Origin of the sequence: Pseudocitrobacter faecalis, from assembly GCF_965231525.1 — a bacterium.
GTDB lineage: Bacteria > Pseudomonadota > Gammaproteobacteria > Enterobacterales > Enterobacteriaceae > Pseudocitrobacter > Pseudocitrobacter faecalis.
In genome coordinates this window covers 4726146-4751837 of the sequence record NZ_CBDDNJ010000002.1, presented here as the reverse complement: position 1 = coordinate 4751837, position 25692 = coordinate 4726146, and the positions used below count along the sequence as shown (strand labels likewise).

General features: G+C 55.2%; 23 protein-coding genes and 1 riboswitch. Of the genes, 9 read left to right on the top strand and 14 right to left on the bottom strand.

Annotation, left to right across the window (positions count from 1 at the left end; all coding sequences use genetic code 11):
- Nucleotides 1-150 precede the first annotated feature (150 nt).
- The 4 genes from ACOXYR_RS22850 to tusA form a co-directional block, all read right to left on the bottom strand.
- On the bottom strand, nt 151-1434 hold the full coding sequence (locus tag ACOXYR_RS22850; RefSeq protein ID WP_108476786.1) for a TRAP transporter large permease: 1284 nt from the start codon (nt 1432-1434) through the stop codon (nt 151-153).
- Nucleotides 1435-1445: 11 nt separating this feature from the next.
- Nucleotides 1446-1955 carry a TRAP transporter small permease gene (locus ACOXYR_RS22845; protein WP_015962615.1) on the bottom strand — a complete coding sequence of 170 codons (510 nt, stop codon included), beginning with the start codon at nt 1953-1955 and terminating at the stop codon, nt 1446-1448.
- Between the two features lie 10 nt (nt 1956-1965).
- The gene (locus ACOXYR_RS22840; protein WP_108476785.1) at nt 1966-2949 is read right to left on the bottom strand and encodes a TRAP transporter substrate-binding protein; all 984 of its coding nucleotides are present in this window, start codon (nt 2947-2949) and stop codon (nt 1966-1968) included.
- A gap of 185 nt (nt 2950-3134) precedes the next feature.
- On the bottom strand, nt 3135-3380 hold the full coding sequence (tusA, locus tag ACOXYR_RS22835; RefSeq protein ID WP_015962613.1) for a sulfurtransferase TusA: 246 nt from the start codon (nt 3378-3380) through the stop codon (nt 3135-3137).
- A gap of 199 nt (nt 3381-3579) precedes the next feature.
- Between tusA and ACOXYR_RS22830 the strand changes: the two genes are divergently transcribed.
- On the top strand, nt 3580-4245 hold the full coding sequence (locus ACOXYR_RS22830) for a 7-cyano-7-deazaguanine/7-aminomethyl-7-deazaguanine transporter (RefSeq protein WP_189624045.1): 666 nt from the start codon (nt 3580-3582) through the stop codon (nt 4243-4245).
- A 73-nt stretch (nt 4246-4318) separates the two neighbouring features.
- Complete coding sequence (locus ACOXYR_RS22825) at nt 4319-4876, top strand: DcrB family lipoprotein (RefSeq protein ID WP_015962611.1); 558 nt, start codon at nt 4319-4321, stop codon at nt 4874-4876.
- On the opposite strand, the gene ACOXYR_RS22820 is transcribed toward ACOXYR_RS22825, so the two are convergent.
- Nucleotides 4877-6097, bottom strand: coding sequence for an MFS transporter (locus ACOXYR_RS22820; RefSeq protein ID WP_421356438.1), 1221 nt, complete (start codon nt 6095-6097; stop codon nt 4877-4879). It lies immediately after the preceding gene.
- A gap of 142 nt (nt 6098-6239) precedes the next feature.
- Here ACOXYR_RS22820 and ACOXYR_RS22815 point away from each other — a divergent pair, with 142 nt between their 5' ends.
- Entirely contained in the window at nt 6240-7289 is a 1050-nt protein-coding gene (locus ACOXYR_RS22815; protein WP_108476783.1) for an AI-2E family transporter, read from the top strand.
- 3 nt (nt 7290-7292) lie between these two features.
- On the opposite strand, the gene ACOXYR_RS22810 is transcribed toward ACOXYR_RS22815, so the two are convergent.
- Nucleotides 7293-7802 carry a phenolic acid decarboxylase gene (locus tag ACOXYR_RS22810; protein ID WP_108476782.1) on the bottom strand — a complete coding sequence of 170 codons (510 nt, stop codon included), beginning with the start codon at nt 7800-7802 and terminating at the stop codon, nt 7293-7295.
- Nucleotides 7803-7898: 96 nt separating this feature from the next.
- Between ACOXYR_RS22810 and ACOXYR_RS22805 the strand changes: the two genes are divergently transcribed.
- Nucleotides 7899-8759, top strand: coding sequence for a LysR family transcriptional regulator (locus tag ACOXYR_RS22805; RefSeq protein WP_421356439.1), 861 nt, complete (start codon nt 7899-7901; stop codon nt 8757-8759).
- 90 nt (nt 8760-8849) lie between these two features.
- Here ACOXYR_RS22805 and ACOXYR_RS22800 read toward each other — a convergent pair whose 3' ends face one another.
- The 3 genes from ACOXYR_RS22800 to ACOXYR_RS22790 are packed head-to-tail and all read right to left on the bottom strand — an operon-like array spanning nt 8850 to nt 13773.
- Entirely contained in the window at nt 8850-9974 is a 1125-nt protein-coding gene (locus ACOXYR_RS22800) for an ABC transporter permease (RefSeq protein ID WP_108476780.1), read from the bottom strand.
- A complete protein-coding gene (gene rbbA, locus ACOXYR_RS22795; protein WP_421356440.1) occupies nt 9974-12709 on the bottom strand; it encodes a ribosome-associated ATPase/putative transporter RbbA in 2736 nt (911 codons plus the stop codon). Before rbbA ends, ACOXYR_RS22800 begins: the two co-directional genes overlap by 1 nt.
- Nucleotides 12706-13773 (bottom strand): HlyD family secretion protein, encoded by a 1068-nt coding sequence (locus ACOXYR_RS22790; RefSeq protein WP_421356441.1) that lies wholly within the window; start codon nt 13771-13773, stop codon nt 12706-12708. The genes rbbA and ACOXYR_RS22790 overlap by 4 nt, the downstream gene beginning before the upstream one ends.
- A gap of 381 nt (nt 13774-14154) precedes the next feature.
- Nucleotides 14155-14337, top strand: a riboswitch (M-box (ykoK) riboswitch).
- A gap of 53 nt (nt 14338-14390) precedes the next feature.
- On the opposite strand from ACOXYR_RS22790, the gene ACOXYR_RS22785 reads away from it, so the two are divergent.
- Nucleotides 14391-15404, top strand: a complete 1014-nt coding sequence (locus ACOXYR_RS22785) for a magnesium transporter (protein ID WP_113858392.1) — start codon at nt 14391-14393, stop codon at nt 15402-15404.
- 57 nt (nt 15405-15461) lie between these two features.
- On the opposite strand, the gene ACOXYR_RS22780 is transcribed toward ACOXYR_RS22785, so the two are convergent.
- On the bottom strand, nt 15462-16667 hold the full coding sequence (locus ACOXYR_RS22780; protein ID WP_421356442.1) for a BaiN/RdsA family NAD(P)/FAD-dependent oxidoreductase: 1206 nt from the start codon (nt 16665-16667) through the stop codon (nt 15462-15464).
- Nucleotides 16668-16897: 230 nt separating this feature from the next.
- Here ACOXYR_RS22780 and pitA point away from each other — a divergent pair, with 230 nt between their 5' ends.
- Nucleotides 16898-18394, top strand: coding sequence for an inorganic phosphate transporter PitA (pitA, locus tag ACOXYR_RS22775; RefSeq protein ID WP_108476775.1), 1497 nt, complete (start codon nt 16898-16900; stop codon nt 18392-18394).
- A gap of 61 nt (nt 18395-18455) precedes the next feature.
- Here the strand turns inward: pitA and uspB are convergent, their stop codons facing one another.
- The gene (uspB, locus tag ACOXYR_RS22770; protein WP_015962600.1) at nt 18456-18791 is read right to left on the bottom strand and encodes a universal stress protein UspB; all 336 of its coding nucleotides are present in this window, start codon (nt 18789-18791) and stop codon (nt 18456-18458) included.
- Between the two features lie 425 nt (nt 18792-19216).
- Here uspB and uspA point away from each other — a divergent pair, with 425 nt between their 5' ends.
- Nucleotides 19217-19654 carry a universal stress protein UspA gene (uspA, locus tag ACOXYR_RS22765; protein WP_108476774.1) on the top strand — a complete coding sequence of 146 codons (438 nt, stop codon included), beginning with the start codon at nt 19217-19219 and terminating at the stop codon, nt 19652-19654.
- A gap of 92 nt (nt 19655-19746) precedes the next feature.
- Here uspA and ACOXYR_RS22760 read toward each other — a convergent pair whose 3' ends face one another.
- On the bottom strand, nt 19747-20250 hold the full coding sequence (locus ACOXYR_RS22760; RefSeq protein WP_421356443.1) for an RrF2 family transcriptional regulator: 504 nt from the start codon (nt 20248-20250) through the stop codon (nt 19747-19749).
- Nucleotides 20251-20469: 219 nt separating this feature from the next.
- On the opposite strand from ACOXYR_RS22760, the gene ACOXYR_RS22755 reads away from it, so the two are divergent.
- A complete protein-coding gene (locus ACOXYR_RS22755) occupies nt 20470-21672 on the top strand; it encodes an NAD(P)/FAD-dependent oxidoreductase (RefSeq protein ID WP_113858390.1) in 1203 nt (400 codons plus the stop codon).
- Between the two features lie 126 nt (nt 21673-21798).
- On the opposite strand, the gene rsmJ is transcribed toward ACOXYR_RS22755, so the two are convergent.
- Both rsmJ and prlC read right to left on the bottom strand, forming a co-directional pair.
- On the bottom strand, nt 21799-22551 hold the full coding sequence (gene rsmJ / locus ACOXYR_RS22750) for a 16S rRNA (guanine(1516)-N(2))-methyltransferase RsmJ (RefSeq protein WP_108476771.1): 753 nt from the start codon (nt 22549-22551) through the stop codon (nt 21799-21801).
- Between the two features lie 7 nt (nt 22552-22558).
- Nucleotides 22559-24601, bottom strand: a complete 2043-nt coding sequence (gene prlC / locus ACOXYR_RS22745) for an oligopeptidase A (protein WP_189624058.1) — start codon at nt 24599-24601, stop codon at nt 22559-22561.
- A 215-nt stretch (nt 24602-24816) separates the two neighbouring features.
- Here prlC and ACOXYR_RS22740 point away from each other — a divergent pair, with 215 nt between their 5' ends.
- Nucleotides 24817-25659, top strand: a complete 843-nt coding sequence (locus tag ACOXYR_RS22740) for a 23S rRNA (adenine(2030)-N(6))-methyltransferase RlmJ (protein ID WP_113858387.1) — start codon at nt 24817-24819, stop codon at nt 25657-25659.
- Nucleotides 25660-25692 lie beyond the last annotated feature (33 nt).

Here is a 25692-nt window from a genome sequence, read left to right as displayed (position 1 = left end):
GGCCTACGAAAACATGCAGCGTCAATGAATGCGGTGCCGGGGTTAGCCGGATGCGGCTGCGCCTTATCCGGCCTACGGTAAGATTGCGGCGTGCCAATACATTTGTAGGCCGGATAAGCGAAGCGCATCCGGCAACAACGCGCACAAAACTCACATCCCCAATACCCCCGGCAACCATAACGATATCGCCGGAACGTAGGTCACCAGCGCCAGCACCATCAACAACATGCCGTAAAACGGCAACATTGCTTTCACCACGCTCTCAATTTTCTGCTTACTCACCGCGCTGGCGACAAACAACACCGAGCCCACCGGCGGGGTAATCAGGCCAATTCCCAGATTCACCATCATGATCATGCCAAAATGTACCGGGTCGATGCCCAGCGCATTGGTCACCGGTAACAGCACCGGCGTCAGGATCAGGATAATCGGCGCCATATCCATCAGCGTACCAATCAGTAACAGCATAATGTTCAGATACATCAAAATGACGTACTTGTTATCAGACAGCGACGTAAAGAACCCGGTGATGCGCACCGGAAGCTGCATATAGGTCATCACCGCGCCAAATGCGGCGGCAAAACCAATCAAAATCATCACGATACTGACCGTTTTCACCGTCCGGCACATCAGCTTCGGCAGCTCGCTCCACTTATAATCACGGTAGATAAACATGGTCACGAAGAACGCCCACAAGCAGGCGACCGCCGCCGATTCGGTGGCGGTAAAAATCCCCGAGAGAATACCGCCGAGAATAATGACCACCGTCATCAGCCCCCACAGCGCATCGACAAAAATCTTCACCGCCTGCTTAAACGGGATGCGCTCCCCTTTCGGATAACCGCGCTTATGGGCAAAACCGAGACACAGGATCATCAGGCACAACCCCAGCAATAGGCCTGGTAGCACGCCCGCAATAAACAACGACGCAATAGAAACCGTGCCACCCGCTGCCAGCGAGTAAATCACCGAGTTATGGCTGGGCGGGATCAAAATCGCCTGCACTGAACCGCTCGCCGTCACCGCCGCCGCGTATTCGCGCGGGTAACCTTTTTTTTCCATCTCCGGGATCATCACGCTGCCGATAGACGCCGTATCCGCCACCGATGAACCGGAAATCGCGCCGAAAAAGGTCGAGGCGACAATGTTCACCAGCGATAGCCCACCGCGAATAAAGCCTACGAACAGATAGGCGAAATTGACCAGCCGCCGGGCGATGCCCCCCTCGGCCATGATCGCCCCCGCCAGAATAAAGAACGGGATCGCCAGCAGGGTAAACTTGTTCACCCCGCTGGTTATCTGAATCATCAGCGCCTCCAGCGGCAGGTCAATCCACAGCGCGCCGGCAACGGCACTTAAGCCCACCGCGAACGCGACGGGCATCCCCACGGCCAACAGAATGGCGAGGGTGAAAAGCAAAATAAACGCATCCATCTTTCACCTCATTAACCGTGGTTACCGATGAGCACCACCGGGCGGTGTTCCTGCGAACCGAACAGCAGGCGCTCAATCACGAACAGAATCAGCACAGCGGAACCCACCGGCAGCGGCAGATAGCTCTCGCCGGAGGTCATCACCGGGAATTCCGCAACGGGCTGCTCCCACAACTCGACGCAGAGCCAGAAGCTGTACCAGAACATCAGGACGGTCACCAACAGCATCAGTAAGTCCACCAGCCGCGCCGCCGCTTTTTGCAGCGCTGCGGGCAAGCGGTCGGTGAGCATATTGACCGCGATATGCGACCCGGCCCGATAGCCCACCGCCGCGCCGATAAAGGTGAAGGTCACCATGCAGATAATGGCAATCGGCTCCGGCCAGGATTCGCCCCGGTTAAGCACATAGCGAGAAAAAATCCCCACCGGAATGACTATCGTCATCAGCAGCAGTGACAACCCGGCGACCCACATCGCCAGCATATAGAGCCGGTCCATTGCGCGCGAAAAATGCTCTGACATAACGCCTCCGCTACTGGACATCAGCAATGGCTTTCATCAGATCCTGATGCTTTTCGCCATAGGCTTTTCGCACCGGTTCCGTGGCCTGAACAAAGAAGGTTTTGTCGATTTCGTGGAACTGCACGCCGCCCGCTTTCATCTTCGCCAGCGCCTGGTCGTTGTAGGCTTTCCACAGTTCACGCTGCTCCAGCTGCGCTTCATGGGCCAGGGTGATGATTTTTTGCTGATCGTCCGGGCTCAGTTTGTCCCACTTCACTTTCGAGTAGAGCAGCATTTCCGGGGTAATAAAGTGGCCGCTCAGGGTGTAGTTTTTGGCGACGGGCAGATAGTTATGGGCAATAAACGTCGGCGGGTTATTCTCCGCGCCGTCAATCACGCCCGTTTGCAGGCCGCTGTAAACCTCGCTCACGCCCATCGCCACCGAGTTCGCGCCCATATCTTTGAGTGTCGCCAGCGCAACCGGGCTGCCCTGCACGCGAATTTTCATCCCCTTGAGATCTTCCGCCTTCAGCACCGGCTCTTTAGTGATGAGATTACGCGTACCGGAATCCATCCAGCCGAGGAAGACCAGCCGCGATTTCGGATTGTTAGTGAGCTTGTCGCCAATCTGCTTACCGATCTCGCCGTCAATCACCTTATGCATATGATCTTCATCGCGAAAAACGTAGGGCAGCGTGAAGACTTCGATATCCGGCAAAATCGCCGCGACCGGGGCCATCGATACGCGGATCATGTCGATCGCCCCCATCTGCGCCTGCTCGATCATCTGCTTCTCATCGCCCAGCACGCCGCCGGGAAAGACTTTAATCTCCAGCTTGTCACCGGTTTGCTGTTTGAGTTTCTCCCCCATATGCTGCACCGCCACCACGTTCGGGTAGCCCTCAGGGTGAACGTCTGCGGCCTTGATCACCTGCGCCGAGGCGTAAGAGGTAAACAGGAAGGCAGCGGAGGAAAGGCACAAAGCGGCCACGAATGGCTTAACAGTCATCTTCATCGGTCGGCTCCAGCGGTATTGTTGCGGTAAGAGATAAAACGTTGTTTTAGTTTTCCGCTTAAAAACTAGACGGGAAGCGCGAGGTGGGCGGTGAGATAACTCACAAAAGAAACAATTTCGAAACGCGATTTTAACGATGTGATAACGATATTTCAGGGCAGATCACAGAATCTGCCCTGACAAAACTAGTGGCTTTTACGCAGCAGGTAGCGATACGGCAGGGTGTCGGTCTCTTTAGCAATCAGTTCATGTTCCATGAACGTACAGAAGCCGGGAATATCGCGGGTGGTTGCCGGGTCGTCGGCAATAATCAGCAGCGTTTCGCCCACGGGCATCGTGCGCACGGTTTTGCGCACCATCATCACCGGCTCCGGGCAACGAAGGCCAAGGGCATCTAAAGTATGGTTTGGGCTGGCGAACAGATCGGTCATTGTGGTCTCACCGTAGAAAAATCGGGCTTAGTTTACGCCGTGATTTCTGTGACGCAAGTCAGGTTAACGATTGCGTGAAAAACAACCATTGCAATGATGCGCGGAAGCAGTATCATTCGCTCCCTTATCGCGCAGGTAACGATAAGAATACGAACAGTTTTATTGGGTTCCCTCACCCCAATCACTAAAAAGGTACAATATGACTCCCTTTACATCCGTACAGCGCAAGCACGCGCTGGTTTGGCTATCGCTATTCCATTTGCTGGTTATCATATCCAGTAACTATCTGGTGCAGCTGCCGGTTTCTGTTTTTGGCTTCCACACCACCTGGGGCGCGTTCAGCTTTCCGTTTATTTTCCTTGCGACTGACCTCACCGTGCGCATTTTTGGCGCGCCGCTGGCTCGACGCATCGTTTTCGCAGTCATGCTCCCCGCACTGATGGTCTCCTACGCTATCTCATCACTTTTCTATATGGGTGAGTGGCAGGGGTTTGGCGCACTGGCGAGTTTCAACCTTTTTGTCGCTCGTATCGCCGCCGCCAGCTTTATGGCCTATGCACTGGGGCAAATCCTCGACGTGCATGTCTTTAACCGCCTGCGTCAAAGCCGACACTGGTGGCTCGCGCCGACGGCCTCGACGCTGTTCGGCAATATCAGCGACACGCTGGCCTTCTTCTTCATCGCCTTCTGGCGCAGCACTGACCCGTTTATGGCACAGCACTGGGTGGAAATCGCGCTGGTCGATTACTGCTTTAAAGTGCTGATCAGCATCATTTTCTTCCTGCCGATGTACGGCGTGCTGCTGAATATGCTGATGAAACGCCTGGCAGACAAATCCGATTTGTCAGCAATGCAGCCAGGTTAAAGGTTCGTTTTCCGAGTTGTGATAAGATGGGTGAATGAGCCGTTAATGGCCGTTTATCGAAAGGAAGAAGTCAATGCGCAAATTGGTGAAATACGTTGGTATTGGCCTGCTGGTTGCCGGGCTGGCAGCCTGTGACAACAGCGATACCAAAGCTCCGGCACAGGGTGCGGCGGCAGAGAGCAACGCCTCCGGGCAGCCGATTAACCTGCTGGATGGCAAGCTGAGCTTCTCATTACCCGCGGATATGACCGACCAGAGCGGGAAGATGGGCACCCAGAGCAACAACATGCACGTTTACTCTGATGCGACCGGGCAGAAAGCCGTGATCGTTATCGTGGGCGACAACACCGATGAAGACCTCGGCGTGATGGCGAAACGTCTGGAAGAGCAACAGCGCAGCCGCGACCCACAGCTGCAGGTTGTGACCAATAAATCCATCGAGGTGAAAGGCCACACGCTGCAACAACTGGACAGCATTATTTCTGCCAAAGGCCAGACTGCATACTCTTCCGTTATCCTCGGCAAAATTGACGGCAAGCTACTGACCATGCAGGTTACCCTGCCGGCAGACAATCAGCAGCAGGCGCAAACTGCCGCTGAAAACATCATTAACACTATCGTTATCAACTAATTAGTCTGATGATGACGCGGCCTTCGGTTGTTCAACCGGAGGCCTTTTTTTTAGCCGCCATCCCAGTAGCAGCGCAATCGCCACCAGCCCGGCGGCAGCAAGATAAATCGTCGACACGCCCATCCACGCCATCATCAGCCCGGCGAGCGGCCCGGTAATCCCGAGCGATAAATCCATAAACACCGTGTAGGTTGCCAGCGCGGAACCCTGATTTTGCGGCGGTACGGCCTTCACTGCCACCACACCCAGCGCCGGGAAGACCAGCGAGAAGCCTGCTCCCGCCAGGAAGGTGCCGATTTTCGCTATCAGTGGCGTATCAGCGATTCCGACCAACAGAAGGCCGATAATCTCAACCGAAAAACAGATCATGGCTACGTTCAGCCCGCCCAGACGGTTGATCCCGTTGGGGAACAGCAGGCGCGTGCCAACGAATGCGCAGCTAAAGAGCGTGAGCGCGAAGGCTGCGCCGTCCCAGCCTTTGGCGTCATAAAACAGCGTAATGAAGGTCGCGATAACGCCGAAGCCCGCCGAGGCCAGCGCCAGCGCCATGCCGTAGGGCCAGACGCGCCCGAGCACCGCGCGAAACGACATCACCTTGCCCTTCGCCGCTTTCACTTCCGCACGCGGCAGTGCACAAATCACTGCCAGCGCAGCAACCGTCATAATCACCAGCGCCAGACCGTGCAGGCCGCCGTACTGGTAACAGAGCACGCCGAGTGGCGCGCCCATCGCCATCGCTCCGTAAGTTACGATGCCGTTCCAGGAAATGACCCGCCCAATATGCAGCGAGCCGACCACACCGACACCCCACAGCGTGGAGCCCGTCCCGGCAAAGCTCTGGCCAATCCCCAGAATCACCCGTCCCAGGCACAGCAGCACCAGGCTTACCATCGGCCAACTACCGCCCATCGCCGCCAGCAAATAACTCAGGCCGCTAAGAAAACAGCCGCACAGACCAAACACCACGATTTTCTTCGGCCCCAGTTGGTCGGCAAAGCGCCCGGCATGCGGACGACTTAACAGTGTGGCGAAGTATTGCAGGCTGATAACCAGACCCGCCCAGAAGGCGCTAAACCCCATGACATCATGGACATAGCCCGGCAGCACCGCGAGTGGCAGGCCGATGGTAAGATAGCTGGCGAAGTTGAAAATAACGACGGAAACGATGCGTAAATTGAGGCGAAAACCGCTGAGTTGTGCCCCATCTGCGGTGTCTGGCATGACAAACATCCGAATTTTAAAACGATGTTTTCATTATTGCATGCGCTGAAATTGAAGTCGCGCTTTTGCACCGCGCACTTTCAGATAATAAGCCTGCCGCTTCGCACTACACTTAAGTGCGAACGATCAAAAGGAATTCGATATGACCTCCCCACAGCCTGATAAAGCGGGCCTGCATATTTTACTCAAACTCGCCGCCCTGGTGGTGATCCTGGCCGGTATTCATGCCGCCGCCGATATCATCGTCCAGTTGCTGCTGGCGCTCTTTTTCGCCATTGTGCTTAACCCGCTGGTGACGTGGTTTTTGCGAAGGGGATTCTCGCGTGCGCTGGCCATCACCATTGTGATGATAGTGATGCTCTTCTTCCTTACGGCGCTGATGGCCGTCCTCGCCTCGTCGATCAATGACTTCATTGCCCTGATGCCGAGTTACAACAAAGAGCTCACCCGTAAGTTTATCGAGTTACAGGAGATGCTGCCGTTTCTGCATCTGCACATCTCGCCGGAAAGATTACTCCAGCGAATGGATTCCGATAAGGTGATGACCCTGGCGACGGCCTTAATGACCCAGTTATCCGGGGCGATGACCAGCATCGTGCTGCTGATCATGACCGTGGTATTCATGCTTTTCGAAGCCCGCCACGTCCCTTACAAAATGCGGTTTGCTCTCGTCAACCCGCAGGTACATATCGCCGGGCTCCACCGTGCGTTAAAAGGGGTATCCCATTATCTGGCGCTCAAAACATTTATCAGCGTGATGACCGGCGTGATTGTCTGGCTCGGCCTGTTGCTGCTCGATGTGCAATTCGCGCTGATGTGGGGCGTGCTGGCGTTTTTGCTGAACTACATTCCCAACATTGGCTCGGTGATTTCTGCCATTCCGCCGATGATTCAGGCACTGCTGTTTAATGGCTATTACGAATGTTTAATGGTCGGTGCGCTGTTCCTGGTGGTGCACATGGTGCTGGGCAATATTCTGGAGCCACGCGTGATGGGGCATCGTCTGGGGATGTCGACGCTGGTGGTGTTCTTGTCGTTGCTGATATGGGGATGGCTGCTGGGGCCGGTGGGCATGTTGCTGTCGGTGCCGCTGACCAGTGTCTGTAAAATCTGGATGGAAACCACAAAAGGCGGGAGCAAACTGGCGATACTGCTTGGCCCGGGGCGGCCCAAAAGCCGCCTGCCGGGCTAGTCTTTAGCGCAGGTTTGCCGGGAAATCTTTCGGCAGTTCACTGGCGGCACAGGCGATGACGCTGTCATCGTCCGGGCCGCAGTCGCGTACAAAGGTAATGGTCGCGAACTCATCAATCACTTCGGTCGGATAGGCCGGGCCGGCATCACGATACGAATTCATCAGCGGAATATGATCGTTCTGGAAGCAGACGGTTTTTTCCGGGTTGTTCATGATCCAACGCGGGAAGAAGATGGTGCCGTGGAACAGTTTGTCGCCCAGGTTAACAATCAGGCTGACGTCAGTACCGGTCGGTTCAGTCCATGAAATTTTGTAGATGCTTTCCCCGACACGCACGATGTATGCCTGCTGATCTTTCACCCAACGATTCCCTACCAGACCGCTGTGAATGCGGTAATCAAGGGTATTGGCGTTTTTGACGTAAATTTCGTAGTTCCAGCCGTTATCGTAGGTATAAACCAGATGTTTACCGATAAAACCGCTTAAGTCATGTTTATCAAAGCTGCTCATAATTCGTTCTCCTCTTTTCGATGGAGTTATCTTATTGCTTTAAAATATGAATGAATAACGCTATGTTTGAATGAAATTCATCTAAATTTTAAATCAATCATGCATAAAACAACGCTTGAGCAGTGGGCGCTCCTCGAAAAAGTAGTTGAATCAGGCAGCTTTGCCAAAGCCGCAGAAGAGACCAACCGTAGCCAGTCATCGGTAAGCTATAACTTGTCGTTGTTGCAGGAACGATTAGGCGTCGCGCTACTGGCACCAGAAGGCCGCCGTGCGGTACTGACACCCGCCGGGGAACTGTTACTCAGTCAGGTGAAACCGCTACTGAAAGCCTTCGCCTGGGTCGAAACCCGTGCCGCCACGCTACGCGACGGCATGCGCACGCGACTGGATTTAGTGGTGGACAGCATCTTCCCGCGCAAGCGGCTGTTTGCGATCCTGCGCGAGTTTCAGCAGGCGTACCCGAAAACGCAGGTGCGTTTGACGGAAGTGCTGGAGAACAGCACTAACAGCGATGCCGTTCAGGCAGAAGCGGATGTGATGGTGCTGACGCGACGTCAGGATATTACCGGGCGTGGCGAATGGTTGATGAATATCGATTTCATCGCCGTCGCGCATCGCGATCACCCGCTGTTTCACCAGGATGCCCCGTTCAGCGATGAGATGCTGCGTAACTGGCCGCTCATTCGTATTGCCGACCATGACAGCACACGCCAGCCGGGCAACGATGCGTGGACGTTCTCGACAATTGATGCAGCGATTGATGCGGTGATGTATCAGGTAGGCTACGGCTGGTTGCCGGAAGAGCGTATTCAGCGCCTGCTGGAACAAGGCGTATTGAAGCCTTTACCATTGCATCACGGCGCGCGACGCGCCACGCCGCTGCATTTGATCGTGAAGCAGGATCTCGCCCCGCTGGATGAGCAGGTTGAGACGCTGTTGCGGCTGTTTAGCGAAGGGTAGGGAAACGTGGTGCAGGGAAATGCCGGATGCGGCTACGCCTTATCCGGCCTACGAATGCATTGACGATACTCGCCATCCGGCAACCCCAGGCTACGCCATCGTCGCAATCGTCTTCCTGAAACGCAGCAGGGCAATCATAAAGAACACCCCACCAATCGCCAGCAGCGTGACAAACTGCGGCCAGACAATCTCAAACCCGGCACCGCGATAGAGAATCGCCTGCGCCAGGCTGACAAAATGGGTCGTCGGCATCGACAACATTATGTCCTGTACCATTTGCGGCATACTTTCACGCGGCGTCGAACCGCCAGAGAGCATCTGCAGCGGCAACAGCACCAGAATCATCAACAGCCCCAGTTGCGGCATCGAGCGCGCCACCGTACCCATGAAAATCCCGATAGACGTGGTGGCAAACAGACTTAACGCCACGCCGAGCATAAACAGCGGGATCGATCCTTCAATCGGCACGCCCAGCACACCCTGCACCATCAGCACCAGCGACAATCCGGACACTACCAGCACCACCAGCCCCATCGACCAGATCTTGGCCATCATGATTTCAAACGGCGTAATTGGCATCACCAGCAAATGCTCAACGGTGCCGTGCTCGCGTTCGCGGATAAGCGCCGAGCCTGTCAGCACAATCGCCAGCATGGTGATATTGTTGATAATCGCCATCACTCCGCCGAACCACGCAGGTTCAAGGTTCGGGTTAAAACGCATCCGCGTTTCCAGCGCCACCAGCGGCTCGCTGTTATCACGGTAGCGCGCGACAAAACTGTTCACCTCGCCGTTGATAATGCTCTGGATGTAGCTGTTGCCGGTAAACGCCTGGCTCATACGCGTGGCATCAACGTTCACCTGAATATCCGGCTGACGCCCGGCCAGCACATCACGCTGAAAATTGGGCGGTATATTCACCGCGAAGGTATAGCGCCCGGCATCCAGCCCGGCGTCCATTTCATCGGCGGTGATCATCTCCGGCGGCAGGAACCACGGGCGGTAGAAGCTGTTCACTATACGGTTAGAAAGCTGCGACTGGTCCATATCCGCAATAGCAATCGGCGCGAGATGCAGCGATCCCGGCGTGACCGTCGCCGACGAGTAAACCGACAGCGTAAACGCAAACACAATCAACGCCAGCATCGCTTTATCGCCCAGCAGGCTGCGCAGTTCCTTGATGCCCAGGTTATAAATATTGCGTAATCGGCGCATCATCCCTCCTGTTTCTTCAGCAGCAGCACGCTCAGGCCAATCACCAGCGGCACGGCAATCAGCAGCGGAATGAACAGCGGCCAGAGATCGCCCAGATCCAGCGCCTTCGAAAACGTCCCACGCGCGATGGTCAGGAAATGGCTGGTCGGGTAGATCTCGCCGATCCACCGCCCCGGCCCTTCGAGCGACGCCACAGGATCGATCATCCCGGAGAACTGCGTCGCCGGGATAAGCGTAATGATCGAGGTGCCAAAAATGGCGGCGATCTGGCTTTTCATAAAGGTGGAAATCAGCAGCCCCATGCCGGTGGCGATGGTGACATACAGCAGCGCTGCCAGCGTCAGGGTGAGGAAACTGCCTTTGTGTTCAACGCCAAACACAAACACCGACAACGCACATAGCAGGAAGAAGTTGAGCATCCCCAGCGCGATGTAGGGCAACTGTTTACCAAGCAGGAATTCGCTCCGTGTCGTCGGCGTAACGTACAAGTTGATGATCGACCCCAGCTCTTTTTCACGCACCACGCTTAACGCGCTGAGCATGGAGGGGATCATCATCAGCAGCAGCGGAATAACCGCAGGCACAATCGCCGGAAGGCTTTTTACATCCGGGTTATAGCGATAGCGGGTTTCGATGGTCATCAGGCCGTTCTGCGCATTTGACGTCGGCTGGCGACTGGCGACGTCCTGAAGCCAGGTCTGGTGCATCGCCTGCACGTAACCCTGCACCGTTTCCGCGCGGCTCGGCATCGCACCATCCACCCAGACGCCGATTTTCACCGGCGTACCGCGCGCAATATCACGGCCAAAGTTGGGCGGAATTTCAATCGCCACCGCCACGTCGCCTGCCCGCATTCGTTTATCCAGCTCGTCATAGCTGGTGAGCGGCGGCTGTTCGATAAAATAGCGCGAACCAGCAAGATTAAGCGTCCATTCCTGGCTGCTCATGGTTTGATCGCGATCGAGCACCGCGAAGCGCAGGTTTTCGACGTCCATGCTGATGCCGTAACCCATGATCAGCATCAGAATTACCGTACCGAGCATCGCCAGCGTAGAACGTACCGGATCGCGGCGCAATTCCAGCGCTTCCCGGCGGCTGTAGCTGAACAGACGGCGCAGGCTGAAGCCCTGACGCGGCGGCGTTGGTGCTTCATGCATCACCGGGATGTCATCTGGCGGCGTCACCGCCTGCGCAGGACCGGACGCTTCCTGAAGCCAGGCGATAAATGCCTCTTCCAGATTCGCCGCGCCACGGCGCTCAACCAGTTCCTGCGGCGTGCCGCTGGCCAGCACTTTGCCCGCGTGCATCAGCGACATGCGGTCACAGCGCTCCGCTTCGTTCATAAAGTGGGTGGAGATGAAAATAGTGACTTTATCCTGCCGCGACAAATCAACCATCAGTTGCCAGAACATATCGCGGGCTACCGGGTCAACGCCGGAGGTCGGTTCATCAAGAATGAGCATTTCCGGGCGATGGATCACCGCTACCGCTAGCGACAATCGCTGGCGGATCCCCAGCGGCAGCGAGGCAGGAAGCGCATCCTCGACGTCGGCAAGCATGAAGCGATCGCTCATTTCCGCGACGCGCTGCGGGATCTCCGCTTCGGGAATATGAAACAAGCGGGCGTGAAGCTCCAGGTTTTGCCGCACGGTGAGTTCACTGTAAAGGGAGAACGCCTGCGACATATACCCCACGCGGCGGCGGGTTTCGATATCGTTCGGGTCGACGGGCTGGCCGAACAGCCAGGCTTCGCCTTCGCTGGCAGGCAGCAGACCTGTCAGCATCTTCATGGTGGTTGATTTACCGCAGCCGTTGGAGCCGAGAAAACCAAAAATCTCGCCGCGCGGAATACGAAAGTTCACATGATCGACCGCGACAAAATCGCCGAAACGCATGGTGAGATCACGCGCTTCAATGGCGATTTCCGCATTTTCTGCCTGATACGGCGGAATGACGACCGGTTTATGCGCCTGCCGCTGCGCCTCTGGCAACAGGGCGATAAAGGCTTGCTCCAGCGTCTCGCTGTCGGTTTTATCCCGCAGTTGCTGCGCGCTGCCCGTCGCCATCACTTCGCCGTCGTTCATCGCCACCAGCCAGTCGAAACGCTCCGCCTCTTCCATATAGGCGGTCGCGACCAGCACGCTCATGTTGCTTTGTCGTTCGCGGATGCTGTCGATCAGATCCCAGAACTGCGCGCGTGAAAGCGGGTCAACGCCGGTCGTCGGTTCATCGAGGATCAGCAATTCCGGGTCGTGGATCAACGCGCAGCACAGCCCCAGCTTTTGCTTCATCCCACCAGAAAGCTTCCCGGCGGGGCGATCGCGGAACGGGGCCAGCCCGGTGCTGTTCAGCAGTTCGGTGATCCGCGCCTCACGCTCCGCTTTGTTGTGGCCAAACAGTCGCGCGAAGAAGTCGACGTTTTCATACACCGACAGCGTGTGATAGAGGTTTTTGCCCAGCCCCTGCGGCATCCAGGCGATACGCGGGCAGACATCGCGGCGGTGCGCCGCATCGCGCATATCGCCGCCGAGCACAATCACCTTGCCCTGCTCAATGACCCGCGCACCGGAAATCAGCGACAGCAGGCTCGATTTCCCGACGCCATCCGGGCCAATCAGGCCGACCATACAGCGTGAGGGAATGCTCAGCGTAATGTTCTTTAACGCCACCGTCGCGCCGTAACGCTGGCCGACGCCTTCGAGCTGCGCGACAGCGGGCCTTACCTGCCCGGTCATTGCGGCAGCCTCACCACCAGGTCATCCGGCCAGGGCTTCTGTTCATCCAGACGCACCCACGCCATGCCCGGCAGCCCGGTTTTTACATACTCAAGATGCTGTTGCAGCAGCTCTTGTGGAATGCGCGCTTTCACGCGGAACATCAGCTTCAGCCGCTCATCGCGGGTTTCCACGGTTTTTGGCGTGAACTGGGCGACGCTCGCCACAAAACTGATGGTGGCCGGAACGCGTAAATCGGGTGCGGCATCGAGCACCAGACGCGCTTCACCACCAATCTTCAGCAAACCTGCCTGCTCGGTCGGCAGGAAAAAGGTCATATAAACATCGCTGAGATCGACCATATTGAGCACTCTGCCGCCCGCCGCCAGCACTTCGCCCGGCTCGGCGACACGATATTGCACGCGCCCGTCGCGCGGGGCTTTTAGCTCGCTGTCGTCGATATCGGCCTGAATGCGCCGCTCGGTGGCCTGCGCTGCCTCGACGCGCGTTTGCGCCTGAATGATATTGGTGCGCGCTGCTTCAATCGCCGCATTGGACGCCGAAACCTGTGCCTTTGCCGACTCCAGCGCCGCACGCGCGCTCTCTGCCGCCGCGCGATCGTCATCTAATTGTTGCGCTGAGACCGCGCCGCGCGTCGACAGCGTCTGTGAACGGGTATGCCGTTTAGAGACGGATGCCAGCTCGGCATCACGCTGCTTCACCACCGCCTGTGCCGCACGCATCTCGCTCTGGCGCTGCTCCAGCAAGGCTCGTGCAGCCGCGACCGCGCTTTCCGCTTCTTTGATTTGCGCAATAGCTTCGTGGCGTTGCTCCTGAAGCACGCGGGTGTCCATCTTCGCCAGCACGTCGCCCTGACGCACAAACTGCCCTTCCGACACCAGTATGGTGTCGATGCGTCCGGCTATTTTAGTGGCGATATCCACTTCCGTGGCCTCGATTCTGCCATTGCTGGCCGCGAAACCCTCCGGTACGCCCGCGGGTCGTAACATCCACCACGCCACGGCGGCCACCACCACCACGATGCCAATAATCCACCACGTCAAATGACGCTTAATGTTGTCCATACTCGACCCGCCATAATCCCTGTTACCAAACCACGCGTGTCACAAAGCGCGCCGAACAAGCGTTCAGCGACGATTCCCCTCCGGGATAAGAGGGAAAGAAGAGAGAGAGCCAGACAGTGTACAGGCGTCGGGATGACGCTCACCGTGAAGGAGAGTGCTGGATGAAGGTGTTGCGAAATCGGGTAGTAATGTTGTCATCATCAGCGTTCCTGGCCGTAAATGAAACACGCGTACTCATTGATAGTGTCAATGTGATAGTAACACCTGGTTTTTGTATGTCTATTGTGTAAATGAAATGAGTTTAACCTCAACAAATTATAAACAGGCACAACTATTAATATTGTTAACTATTTTAATAATGGCTATTCTGCCGACTCAATTTAATGATCTCGTTATGGCGAGGCTCCTGTACAAAAATAAGTTATCGCCCTGTTGGTATCGAGAGAGACCGCTCAGGGAAATACAGGCATCCATCGAATCAAGGTGTTGCCAAGATAACTTCTGCCAAAATGCTTTTGGTCAGATACGTTGTACAGTGCTAAATCCAGGACGTAGGGATCTGCTTTGCTAATCCTGTCTTGTTCGCCCCTATGAGAACTTTTCTATAGGGTAATTTTATGTCCTCCATTCAATATGATGCTATCCACAATGGCTTAACGGCTTTCCAGGGTGATGCGATCGCACAATATATGCGTACTGATTTTATGACGCTACCCGACCATCTTTGCGTGGGCGAAGCGCGCGACCGCTTTATTTCTCAACTCTCTCTTCAGGATATACCAGGACAACTTTTTGTTGTCGCCGATAAAACGCTACGCGGCGTACTCTCAATTAAAAAGCTCCTTCAGGAAAAAGATTTAAAGCTTCCGATTAATCATCTAATGGACAATTGCTTGCTCCGCGTGAAGCCTGATGCAGAACGCGCTGACGTTGTGGCTATGCTGGCACAGCGCGAGCTGGATGTTATTCCCGTCGTCGATAAAGGCGAGCTTGTCGGCTGTCTGACGATGAAAGAGATTGTGCATTTGCAGGAAGACGACGTTACCGAGGATGCTCAATTACAGGGAGCCACGCTTCCTTTAGAAAAACCCTATCTTGATATGACGCCATGGGCGTTATGGAAAAAACGTTCTGTTTGGCTGCTATTACTATTTGTCGCTGAAGCCTATACCAGCAGTGTGCTTCAACATTTTGAGGAGTCGCTGGAGTCTGCTATCGCACTGGCGTTTTTCATACCTTTGTTGATAGGTACAGGAGGAAACAGTGGTACCCAAATTACCTCAACGCTTGTACGCGCGATGGCCCTTGGTGAGGTGCGTTTACGTGACATGGGGCAAGTCATTCGTAAAGAGGTGACCACCTCATTCATGATTGCGCTGACATTGGGTCTTGCGGGCTGTTTCCGAGCCTGGATGATGGGGATTGGCATCGAAATTACCATGATCGTTAGCCTAACGTTAGTTTGCATAACGCTTTGGAGCGCAATTGTGTCCTCAGTCATTCCAATGGTGCTTAAGCGGATTGGCATCGATCCCGCCGTTGTATCTGCGCCCTTTATTGCAACGCTGATTGATGGCACAGGTCTTATTATCTACTTTAAAATCGCCCAGTATTTTCTTGGGTTGAATTAATCATTATCCGGCAGCCTGGCTGCCGGCTTTGCAAGCACGAACAGGTGATAAGAGCACCTATTTGCCTGTAGCACTCTCCCCCAGCGCCTGCGCGCACGCCCAGGCGCTCGACCAGGCCCACTGGAAGTTATAACCGCCCAGCCAGCCGGTGACATCCATCACTTCACCAATGAAATACAGCCCCGGCACCTTGCGCGCTTCCATGGTTCGGGAAGAGAGTTCGTTGGTATCCACGCCGCCCAGCGTGACTTCCGCCGTGCGATACCCTTCCGTACCGTTCGGTTGCACACGCCATTCGGTCAACGTTTCCACCAACGTTTGCTGATCGCGCACATTAAGCTGTTTCAGCGTGACATCCGGAATCTGCCCCAGTTGCTGCAAACACTCCACCAGGCGTTTCGGCAGATGCATCGCCAGCGTGTTTTTCAGGCTCTGATTCGGGTGTTCCGCGCGCTGCGTATCAAGGAATTCGGCCAGGTCGATATCCGGCAGCAGGTTGATGGTGACGAACTCCCCTGGCTGCCAGTAGCTGGAAATCTGCAATACCGCCGGGCCGGAGAGGCCACGATGGGTAAACAGCAGGCTTTCACGAAAAACGGTGCCGTCTTGCGCGCTAATCACAGAGGGAACGGAAACACCTGAAATGGTTTGGGAAACATCCAGCATTGGTTTATGCAGCGTGAATGGCACCAGCCCCGCGCGGGTTGGTAGAACCTTCAGGCCAAATTGTTCGGCAATTTTGTAACCAAATGGCGATGCGCCAAGGCCCGGCATCGACAATCCGCCGCTGGCAATCACCAGTTTTTGTGTGGTGACCGTTTCGCCGTTGAGTTGCAGGCTAAAGCCTGCTTCATCACGCTCAACGCTCAATACTTCGCTGCGCAGGCGCATCGTAACGTTGCCTTTTGCACATTCATCCACCAGCAGCTTCACAATTTGCTCGGCGGAATCATCACAGAAAAGTTGCCCCAGCGTCTTCTCATGCCAGGCGATGCCGTGTTTTCCAACCAGGTCGATGAAATCCCATTGGGTGTAGCGCGCCAGTGCGGATTTGCAAAAATGCGGGTTTTGGCTGAGATATGCCGCGGGTTCGACATAAAGATTAGTAAAGTTGCAGCGGCCACCGCCGGACATCAAAATCTTACGCCCCGGCTTCTTACCGTTATCCAACAACAGCACGCGCAGGCCCGCCTGCCCGGCCTGCGCGGCACAAAACATTCCTGCGGCACCGGCCCCAATTACAATGGCATCAAACCTTTCCACGCACTATCCTCAACTTAGAGATTGTCGGGAATTGTAAATTTTTCACGCATGTCGTACCAGTGAAATATAAGACAATCCTGCATATCCGTTTGAAAATTCTTAAAAAATCATTTTCACTGCTTATACAAAGATGGGGAAATATCAAAAAAAGTCTATATTTCACTTTGCCCGCGCTGCCAAAGTCCATGATAATGCCGCGCGTTCATGTCCTCAAAATGGCGTAACGTACTATGTTACATTTGTTCGCAGGTCTGGATTTACATACCGGGCTTTTGTTGGTACTTGCTCTGATTTTTGTTCTGTTCTACGAAGCGATTAACGGCTTCCATGACACAGCAAACGCAGTGGCAACCGTGATTTATACTCGCGCTATGCGATCGCAGCTTGCGGTTGCCATGGCGGCTATCTTTAACTTCCTCGGCGTTCTGCTGGGCGGTCTGAGTGTAGCTTATGCCATCGTGCATATGTTACCGACAGATCTCCTGCTTAATGTCAGTTCGGCGCACGGCCTCGCCATGGTCTTCTCCATGTTGTTGGCTGCGATTATCTGGAACCTCGGCACCTGGTATTTTGGTCTGCCGGCGTCCAGTTCCCACACGCTGATTGGCGCGATTATCGGTATTGGTTTAACCAATGCGCTGATGACCGGCACATCGGTGGTGGATGCGCTTAACATTCCGAAAGTACTGAATATTTTCGGCTCCCTCATCGTGTCACCGATTGTCGGCCTGGTCTTCGCAGGTGGTCTGGTGTTCCTGCTGCGTCGCTACTGGAGCGGTACGAAAAAACGTGCGCGTATCCACCTGACGCCGGCAGAGCGTGAAAAGAAAGACGGTAAGAAAAAGCCGCCATTCTGGACGCGTATCGCCCTGATCATCTCGGCTATCGGCGTCGCGTTCTCTCATGGCGCGAACGACGGTCAGAAAGGCATTGGTCTTATCATGCTGGTACTGATTGGCGTGGCTCCGGCAGGTTTCGTGGTCAACATGAACGCGTCGGGCTACGAAATCACCCGTACCCGTGATGCTATCAATAACGTTGAAGTCTTCTATCAGCAGCATCCTGCGCTACTGAAAAAAGTCACCGGCGTTGACCAGATTATTCCTGAGCCTGACACCGCTATCACGCCGTCTGGCGAGCTGCACTGTCATCCGGCCAACTCTCTCTACGCGTTAACCCGCGTGAAGAACATGCTGGCGGATATCGAGACCTACGACAAACTGAGCGTTGAGCAGCGTAGCCAACTGCGTCGCATCATGCTGTGTATCTCTGATACCACCGATAAAGTCGCTAAGCTGCCGGAAGTGAGCGCTGACGATCAGCGTCTGCTGAAGAAACTGAAAGGCGACATGCTCAACACCATTGAGTACGCACCGGTCTGGATCATCATGGCCGTCGCGCTGGCGCTGGGTTGCGGTACGATGATTGGCTGGCGTCGCGTGGCAACCACCATCGGTGAGAAAATCGGTAAGAAAGGCATGACCTACGCACAGGGTATGGCGGCGCAGATGACCTCTGCAGTATCCATCGGCCTGGCGAGTTATACCGGGATGCCGGTTTCCACCACCCACGTGCTCTCCTCCTCTGTGGCGGGGACGATGATTGTGGATGGCGGCGGTCTGCAACGGAAAACCGTGACCAACATTCTGATGGCCTGGGTCTTCACACTGCCGGCGTCGATTCTGCTGTCGGGCGGGTTGTACTGGCTGTCGCTGATGATTATCTAATCATCAGGCAGACAAAAAAGACGGGTCAGGAAACTGGCCCGTCTTTTTTTATGTGGAAAGATTAATGCCAAAGAGCCAGTGCAATCAGGCTCACCACCACTAATCCACACAACGAACTGGTCAAAATGAACTGGCGGCGCACGCGTTCACAGCGGCGAATAAACTCGTCGTCATGATGATCGCGATAACGCTGACCGTAAATGTACCAAACCAGCCTTACCTGCTTGCTGGGTTGACCATGTGAGGTAAAAAACCCACCACCATCAACATATTGATAGAGCAAGGGATCGCAACCACGCAGTACCACTAGCAATGCACGTAACGACGAGAAATAGCGTGCCATATTTACCACACAGACGACACACAGGGCCCAAAACAGCGCGATTGTGCTGATCATACCTCCTCCCCGGCGACCCGCCCAAAGGAGATACCTCCCGGGCTACCGCACCCCAATTACCCATAGCTCCAGACAGCTCAGTGAAAAAGGTGAGAATCCGATCACGTTTATTTGTCCGACCGGCTCATTAAATAGTGTAGGAGATTAGTGAAATTTTTTACCACAACCTTAAGCGTTATCAATAGGTGTCTTTAGATAAATTTGTTTAACAAATTGGTGATCGCGTCGCATTGACGCGCAGACCCGGTCGCTATAATGTAGAAATATCTTCTACAATGAGGTCTTTAAGATTATTACAAGGCCTGATTAGCATCCACGGATGCGGCAGATTTTAGGCAGGGCTAAACCCCCGCGCAATCGACATGCAGGACGCGGGCGACTTCACGCCCATTGGTCATCGACAACTTTATGGAAGGAGTAACACCATGGCTTACAAACACATTCTTATCGCGGTAGACCTTTCACCAGAGAGTAAAGTGCTGGTTGAGAAAGCCGTATCTATGGCACGCCCATACAACGCGAAAGTTTCCCTGATTCATGTTGATGTGAATTACTCCGATCTCTATACCGGCCTTATCGATGTGAATCTGGGCGATATGCAAAAACGCATTTCGGAAGAGACTCACCATGCGCTGACTGAGCTGTCCACCAATGCGGGTTACCCGATTACCGAAACCCTGAGCGGCAGCGGCGATCTGGGCCAGGTGCTGGTCGACGCCATTAAGAAATACGATATGGACCTGGTGGTTTGCGGCCATCATCAGGACTTCTGGAGCAAGCTGATGTCTTCTGCACGTCAGTTGATCAACACCGTTCACGTGGATATGTTGATTGTTCCACTGCGCGATGAAGAAGAGGAGTAATCGCTTCCCGCGCATAATGACAACGCCCGCTTTTGCGGGCGTTTTTTTTCAGTACGCAAACCTGATAAGCGCAGCGCCATCAGGCTATTCGCTTACGCTTTGCGCGCGGCAATCCAGTCCTGAACTTCGATAACAAATTCATCCGGCGCTTTGCGGTACATCTTGCGGGCAAGGTCGAGGATCGTGTGCTGAGCCAGCGCCTCTTCCATACGCTGTTGCGCCATATCCATTACCGAACGCACGCCGCAGATACCTTCACACGCCCACGCTGGCGGCTGTTCCTCAAACACGGCCAGCCGCTGGCGAATTTCACGGCATTCAAAGATGCGTTTTTCACCGTCGATGGCAATAGCCACGTCTTTCACCGTGATATGCTCCGCCGGTTTCGCCAGCTGAAAACCGCCGCCCTTTCCTTCAATGCTACGCACCAGACCGGCTTTTGACAGGCGAGTGAAGATTTTGGCGAGGTAGTCATAGGGCACGCTTTGTAACTCCGCAATTTCGCGCACGCTCATGTCGCGGGCATCGCCCTTACTGTCTACCATGCACATCAGGCTATGAATGCCGTACTCAACCCCGGAACTGTAAAATGCCATGTTGTAATCTCAGCCAATATAACTCTGAGTTATTGTAGCTTTTCTGCCCTCTGCAATCCAGACGCCCTCGCGACACCCTATCAAAAAGAAGAAATAAATAGCGATTAATCAACGCCATAAACATGAAATCGCTACAGCGCTCTTTTTTCGCATTGCTTTTTCAAACTACGACCAATAGAATCCGAGTAAATTAATCGGAGTTAACAGAGTGAATAAGCAATGCGTAAACAAATTCTGATCGTCGGTGCCGGCTTTGCCGGTATGTGGGCGGCCCTGAGCGCGGCACGTCTGGCAGACAAAAACAACGGCCAGGCAATTGATATTACAGTGATTGCTCCGCAGCCAGAGCTACGTGTTCGCCCGCGTTTTTATGAAAGCCACGTGGAAACGCTGGTTTCCCCACTGATGCCGCTCTTCGACGCCACCGGTGTAACATTTCTGCGTGGCACCGTATCGGATATCCACACCGACTCACGTAGCGTGAGCTGGAAAGATGCCAACGGCGAATCCCACCAGCATGGCTACGATCGCCTGATTCTGGCGAGCGGGAGTCACGTAAACCGTTCATTTATCTCAGGTGTCGCAGAGCATGCGTTCGATCTCGATCAGTTAGAGAGCGCAGCCGTTTTAGAAAAACATCTGCAATCCCTGGCGAAGAAACCGGAAAGCGAGGCACGTAACACCGTCGTTGTCTGCGGCGGCGGGTTTACCGGTATTGAAATGGCGATGGAATTACCAGGCCGTCTGCGCGACATTCTTGGCTCAAATGCTAAGACCAGAGTAGTCGTAGTTGAGCGCGGCCCACAGCCTGGTTCACGTTACAGTGAAGAACTGCGTAATGTGGTTATTGATGCCTCCAACGAACTGGGCGTCGAATGGAGGGTGAATGCAGAGGTGGAATCAGTAGATGCCACAGGCGTCACGCTGAAAGACGGGCAGCGAATTGCCTCTTCAACCGTTATCTGGACCGTGGGCGTCCAGGCAAGCGACCTGACAGCACAGATTGATGCGCCTCGCGATCGTCAGGGGCGTCTGCATGTGGATGCGAATCTTCAGGTTGTCGGCCATAAAGAGATTTTCGCCACCGGCGACGTGGCTTATGCGGCAACGGATGACAAAGGCAACCACGCATTGATGACCTGCCAGCACGCGATTCTGCTGGGCAAGTTCGCCGGGAATAATGCTGCAGCCAGTCTGCTGGGTGTGGAGCCGTCACCCTATCGCCAGGAGATGTACGTCACCTGTCTGGATCTCGGCGCATGGGGCGCGGTGTATACCGAAGGTTGGGATCAGCAGGTAAAACTGACGCGCGAAGAAGCGAAGAAGTTGAAGGTGTCGATCGTCAGTGAGCTGATTTACCCACCGAAAGCAGAGAGAACAGCGGCGTTTGAGATGGCGGATCCGTACGCGCCGTTTGTGTAGGGGCCCTCACCCCGGCCCTCTCCCACAGGGAGAGGGAGAAAACCGCACAAGCTTAACCCTTGGCACAATCGGTTCCCTCTCCCTGTGGGAGAGGGTTAGGGTGAGGGGCATCAGGCCGCACCGCCCCTACTCCGCCGTCCCCGCATAAATATCAAACCGATGCCCTTTGGTGACCACCGCGTTCGTTGTTGCCACATCCGCGAGCGGCGGTGCGTAGTCTGGCCGTTTCACCACCACCCGTTTCGTCGCCAGCAAGCGTGCGGGTTCCAGCAATCCATCCGCGTCCAAATCCGGCCCCACCAGCGACTGAAACACGCGCATCTCTTTCTTCACCAGCGCGCTTTTCTGCTTATGCGGGAACATCGGGTCAAGGTACACCACCTGCGGGCGCGGCGTGATATCCGCAAGCGTCGTCAGGCTGGAAGCGTGGATCAACTGCAAGCGCTCCTGCAACCAGCCGCCGATTTCCGGGTCGGCATAGCCGCGCGCCAGGCCATCGTCGAGCAGCGCCGCCACGACCGGGTTGCGTTCCAGCATTCGGACATGGCAGCCCACCGAGGCCAGAACAAACGCATCGCGCCCCAGCCCCGCCGTGGCGTCAACCACGTCCGGTAAATAGCTGCCCTTAATGCCCACCGCTTTCGCTACCGCTTCACCGCGACCGCCGCCAAATTTGCGGCGGTGTGCCATCGCCCCGCCAACAAAATCCACGAAGATACCGCCAAGCTTAGGCTCATCACGTTTGCGCAGTTCCAGATGCTCTGGCGTTAACACCAGCGCCATCAGGTTGTCTTCATCGTGCTCCAGCCCCCAGCGGGCGGCAAGAACAGATAAGGCGCCGTCTCCGGCGCCCGTTTCATCAAGTAAACAGATTTTCACTGACTGATTAGCCTTTGATCCCGTAGTGCTCCAGCATCGCATCAAGCTGCGGTTCACGGCCACGGAAGCGTTTGAACAGTGCCATGGGCTCCTCAGAACCGCCGCGCGTCAGGATGTTATCGAGGAACGACTGCCCGGTATCGCGGTTGAAAATCCCCTCTTCTTCGAAGCGGGAGAACGCATCCGCCGCCAGCACATCGGCCCACAGATAGCTGTAGTAACCCGCCGCATAACCGCCAGCAAAGATATGGCTGAAAGCATGCGGGAAGCGGCCCCATGATGGCCCCGGTACCACAGCGACCTGTTTCTTGATTTCTGCCAGGGTTTCGAGGATTTTCGCGCCCTGTTCCGGGTTAAATTCCGCATGCAGACGGAAGTCGAACAGGCCGAATTCCAGCTGACGCAGGATAAACAGCGCCGCCTGGTAGTTTTTCGCCGCCAGCATTTTATCCAGCAGTTCCTTCGGCAACGGTTCGCCGGTTTCATAGTGACCAGAGATAAACGCCAGCGCGTCCGGCTCCCAGCACCAGTTTTCCATGAACTGGCTCGGCAGTTCGACCGCATCCCACGGTACGCCGTTGATCCCGGAAACGCCCGCGGTTTCGATGCGGGTCAGCATGTGATGCAGGCCGTGACCGAATTCGTGGAACAGGGTGATCACTTCATCATGCGTAAACAGCGCCGGTTTGCCGTTAACCGGACGGTTGAAGTTACAGGTCAGATAGGCGACCGGTTTTTGCAGCGAGCCATCGAGCTTGCGCATCTGACCAACGCAGTCGTCCATCCACGCTCCGCCGCGTTTGTGTTCACGTGCGTACAGGTCAAGGTAGAAGCTACCGCGCAGTTCGTTGTTTTCGTCATACAGCTCGAAGAAGCGCACTTCCGGGCTCCAGACGTCAACATCGTTGCGCTCTTTGGCGGTGATACCGTAAATGCGTTTCACCACTTCAAACAGGCCGTTAACGGCTTTGTTTTCCGGGAAGTACGGGCGCAGTTGCTCGTCGCTGATGCTGTAGAGGTGCTGTTTCTGTTTTTCGCTGTAGTACGCGATATCCCACGGTTGCAACTCATCGACGCCAAATTCCGCTTTCGCGAAGGCACGCAGTTGCGCCAGCTCTTTTTCACCCTGCGGACGCGCACGTTTGGCGAGATCGGTTAAGAATTCCAGCACCTGCTGCGGGTTTTCCGCCATTTTGGTGGCGAGAGATTTAGAAGCATAACTTTCGAAGCCCAGCAGTTGCGCCAGTTCGTGACGCAGGGCGAGGATTTCCGCCATCACCGGGCTATTATCCCATTTACCGGCATTCGGGCCTTGATCGGAGGCGCGGGTGCTGTAGGCGCGATACATCTCTTCACGCAGGGCCTGGTTGTCGCAGTAGGTCATCACCGGGAGATAGCTTGGGATATCCAGCGTCAGCAGATAGCCATCCAGCTCTTTGGCTTCGGCCTGAGCTTTGGCGGCGGCCAGCGCGCTTTCCGGCATACCGGAGAGCTCCGCTTCGTCGCTTACCTGCTTCGTCCAGCCCATGGTGGCATCCAGCACATTGTTGCTGTAGATGTTGCCCAGTTCAGACAGTCGCGTCGCAATTTCGCCGTAGCGCTGCTGTTTCTCTTTCGGCAGTCCGATACCGGACAGCTCGAAATCGCGCAGTGCGTTATCGACCGCTTTTTTCTGTGCGGTAGAGAGCGTGGCGTAGTTATCGCCGTCGCGCAGGTCGCGATACGCTTTGTACAGCCCTTCATGCTGACCGACCCAGGTGCTGTATTCCGACAGCAACGGCAGGGTTTGCTCGTAAGCCTCACGCAGTTCCGGGCTGTTTTTAACCGAGTTCAGGTGGCTGACCGGCGAGAAAATACGCCCCAGCACATCGTCCACTTCCGCCAGCGGCTGGCATAAGTTTTCCCAGGAGTACGGTGCGCCCTGTGCTACCACACGTTCCACATTTTCACGACAGTCGTTCAGCGCTTTGGTGACAGCGGGAACAACATGCTCAGGTTTGATGGCGGAAAACGGCGGCAGTTCGAAGGGAGTCAGTAATGGATTCGTCATATGCACAGTCCTGGTTAAAAAGGGGGAACAAACGCTCAAGCGCGTAGCGTCGCCTTCCGGCGCGTAATGTATGTAGCATGGGGTTAAGTGTAGTGAATTTCAATGATAAGCGTTGCGCTTTCGCGGCGGCGGCGACTTTTCGGTATACTGTTCGAAGAGACTTTTTTGTTGCCCGGTAACGGGCCCATGTTTTACTTAGCGGAACCCCTTTACCCATGCTCAGTTATCGCCACAGCTTTCACGCTGGCAACCACGCCGACGTCCTTAAACACACCGTTCAGAGCCTGATCATCGAATCACTGAAAGAGAAAGAGAAACCGTTTCTCTATCTGGACACCCATGCGGGCGCAGGCCGTTACCAGTTAAGCAGCGAGCATGCCGAGCGTACCGGTGAGTATCTGGAAGGTATCGCCCGTATCTGGCAGCAGGACGATCTGCCTGCCGAACTGGAGCCGTACATCAGCGTGGTACAGCACTTTAACCGCAGCGGTCAGTTGCGCTACTACCCAGGCTCACCGCTGATTGCGCGTCAGTTACTGCGTGAACAAGACAGCCTGATGATGACCGAACTGCACCCAAGCGATTTCCCGCTGCTGCGTTCCGAGTTCCAGAAAGACGATCGTGCGCGCGTGGAGAAAGCCGACGGTTATCAGCAACTCAAATCCAAACTGCCGCCGGTTTCTCGTCGTGGGCTGATCCTCATCGACCCGCCGTATGAAATTAAAACCGATTACCAGGCAGTCGTGACGGGTATTCACGAAGGCTATAAACGCTTTGCGACAGGCACCTATGCGTTGTGGTATCCGGTCGTCCTGCGTGCGCAAATCAAACGCATGATCAAAGACCTCGAAGCCACCGGCATCCGTAAAATTCTGCAAATCGAGCTGGCGGTGCGCCCGGACAGCGACCAGCGCGGTATGACCGCGTCCGGTATGATTGTTATCAACCCGCCGTGGAAGCTGGAACAGCAGATGAACGCCGTGCTGCCGTGGCTGCACAGCAAGCTGGTGCCGAACGGTATCGGCCATACCACGGTAAACTGGATCGTACCTGAGTAATTGCAGACATAGCCAGAACCTATCAGTTTCAGG

What these genes read in the sequence shown, in the direction of transcription:
- uspB (WP_015962600.1), bottom strand. Translation starts at nt 18,791, where the DNA reads ATGATCAGCACAATCGCGCTGTTTTGGGCCCTGTGTGTCGTCTGTGTG.
- prlC (WP_189624058.1), bottom strand. Translation starts at nt 24,601, where the DNA reads ATGACGAATCCATTACTGACTCCCTTCGAACTGCCGCCGTTTTCCGCC.
- ACOXYR_RS22820 (WP_421356438.1), bottom strand. Translation starts at nt 6,097, where the DNA reads ATGCCAGACACCGCAGATGGGGCACAACTCAGCGGTTTTCGCCTCAAT.
- ACOXYR_RS22800 (WP_108476780.1), bottom strand. Translation starts at nt 9,974, where the DNA reads ATGCGCCGATTACGCAATATTTATAACCTGGGCATCAAGGAACTGCGC.
- pitA (WP_108476775.1), top strand. Translation starts at nt 16,898, where the DNA reads ATGTTACATTTGTTCGCAGGTCTGGATTTACATACCGGGCTTTTGTTG.
- ACOXYR_RS22840 (WP_108476785.1), bottom strand. Translation starts at nt 2,949, where the DNA reads ATGAAGATGACTGTTAAGCCATTCGTGGCCGCTTTGTGCCTTTCCTCC.
- ACOXYR_RS22805 (WP_421356439.1), top strand. Translation starts at nt 7,899, where the DNA reads ATGCATAAAACAACGCTTGAGCAGTGGGCGCTCCTCGAAAAAGTAGTT.
- ACOXYR_RS22760 (WP_421356443.1), bottom strand. Translation starts at nt 20,250, where the DNA reads ATGGCATTTTACAGTTCCGGGGTTGAGTACGGCATTCATAGCCTGATG.
- rbbA (WP_421356440.1), bottom strand. Translation starts at nt 12,709, where the DNA reads ATGACCGGGCAGGTAAGGCCCGCTGTCGCGCAGCTCGAAGGCGTCGGC.
- ACOXYR_RS22825 (WP_015962611.1), top strand. Translation starts at nt 4,319, where the DNA reads ATGCGCAAATTGGTGAAATACGTTGGTATTGGCCTGCTGGTTGCCGGG.
- ACOXYR_RS22790 (WP_421356441.1), bottom strand. Translation starts at nt 13,773, where the DNA reads ATGGACAACATTAAGCGTCATTTGACGTGGTGGATTATTGGCATCGTG.
- ACOXYR_RS22740 (WP_113858387.1), top strand. Translation starts at nt 24,817, where the DNA reads ATGCTCAGTTATCGCCACAGCTTTCACGCTGGCAACCACGCCGACGTC.
- ACOXYR_RS22785 (WP_113858392.1), top strand. Translation starts at nt 14,391, where the DNA reads ATGTCCTCCATTCAATATGATGCTATCCACAATGGCTTAACGGCTTTC.
- ACOXYR_RS22830 (WP_189624045.1), top strand. Translation starts at nt 3,580, where the DNA reads ATGACTCCCTTTACATCCGTACAGCGCAAGCACGCGCTGGTTTGGCTA.
- ACOXYR_RS22850 (WP_108476786.1), bottom strand. Translation starts at nt 1,434, where the DNA reads ATGGATGCGTTTATTTTGCTTTTCACCCTCGCCATTCTGTTGGCCGTG.
- tusA (WP_015962613.1), bottom strand. Translation starts at nt 3,380, where the DNA reads ATGACCGATCTGTTCGCCAGCCCAAACCATACTTTAGATGCCCTTGGC.
- ACOXYR_RS22845 (WP_015962615.1), bottom strand. Translation starts at nt 1,955, where the DNA reads ATGTCAGAGCATTTTTCGCGCGCAATGGACCGGCTCTATATGCTGGCG.
- uspA (WP_108476774.1), top strand. Translation starts at nt 19,217, where the DNA reads ATGGCTTACAAACACATTCTTATCGCGGTAGACCTTTCACCAGAGAGT.
- ACOXYR_RS22755 (WP_113858390.1), top strand. Translation starts at nt 20,470, where the DNA reads ATGCGTAAACAAATTCTGATCGTCGGTGCCGGCTTTGCCGGTATGTGG.
- ACOXYR_RS22815 (WP_108476783.1), top strand. Translation starts at nt 6,240, where the DNA reads ATGACCTCCCCACAGCCTGATAAAGCGGGCCTGCATATTTTACTCAAA.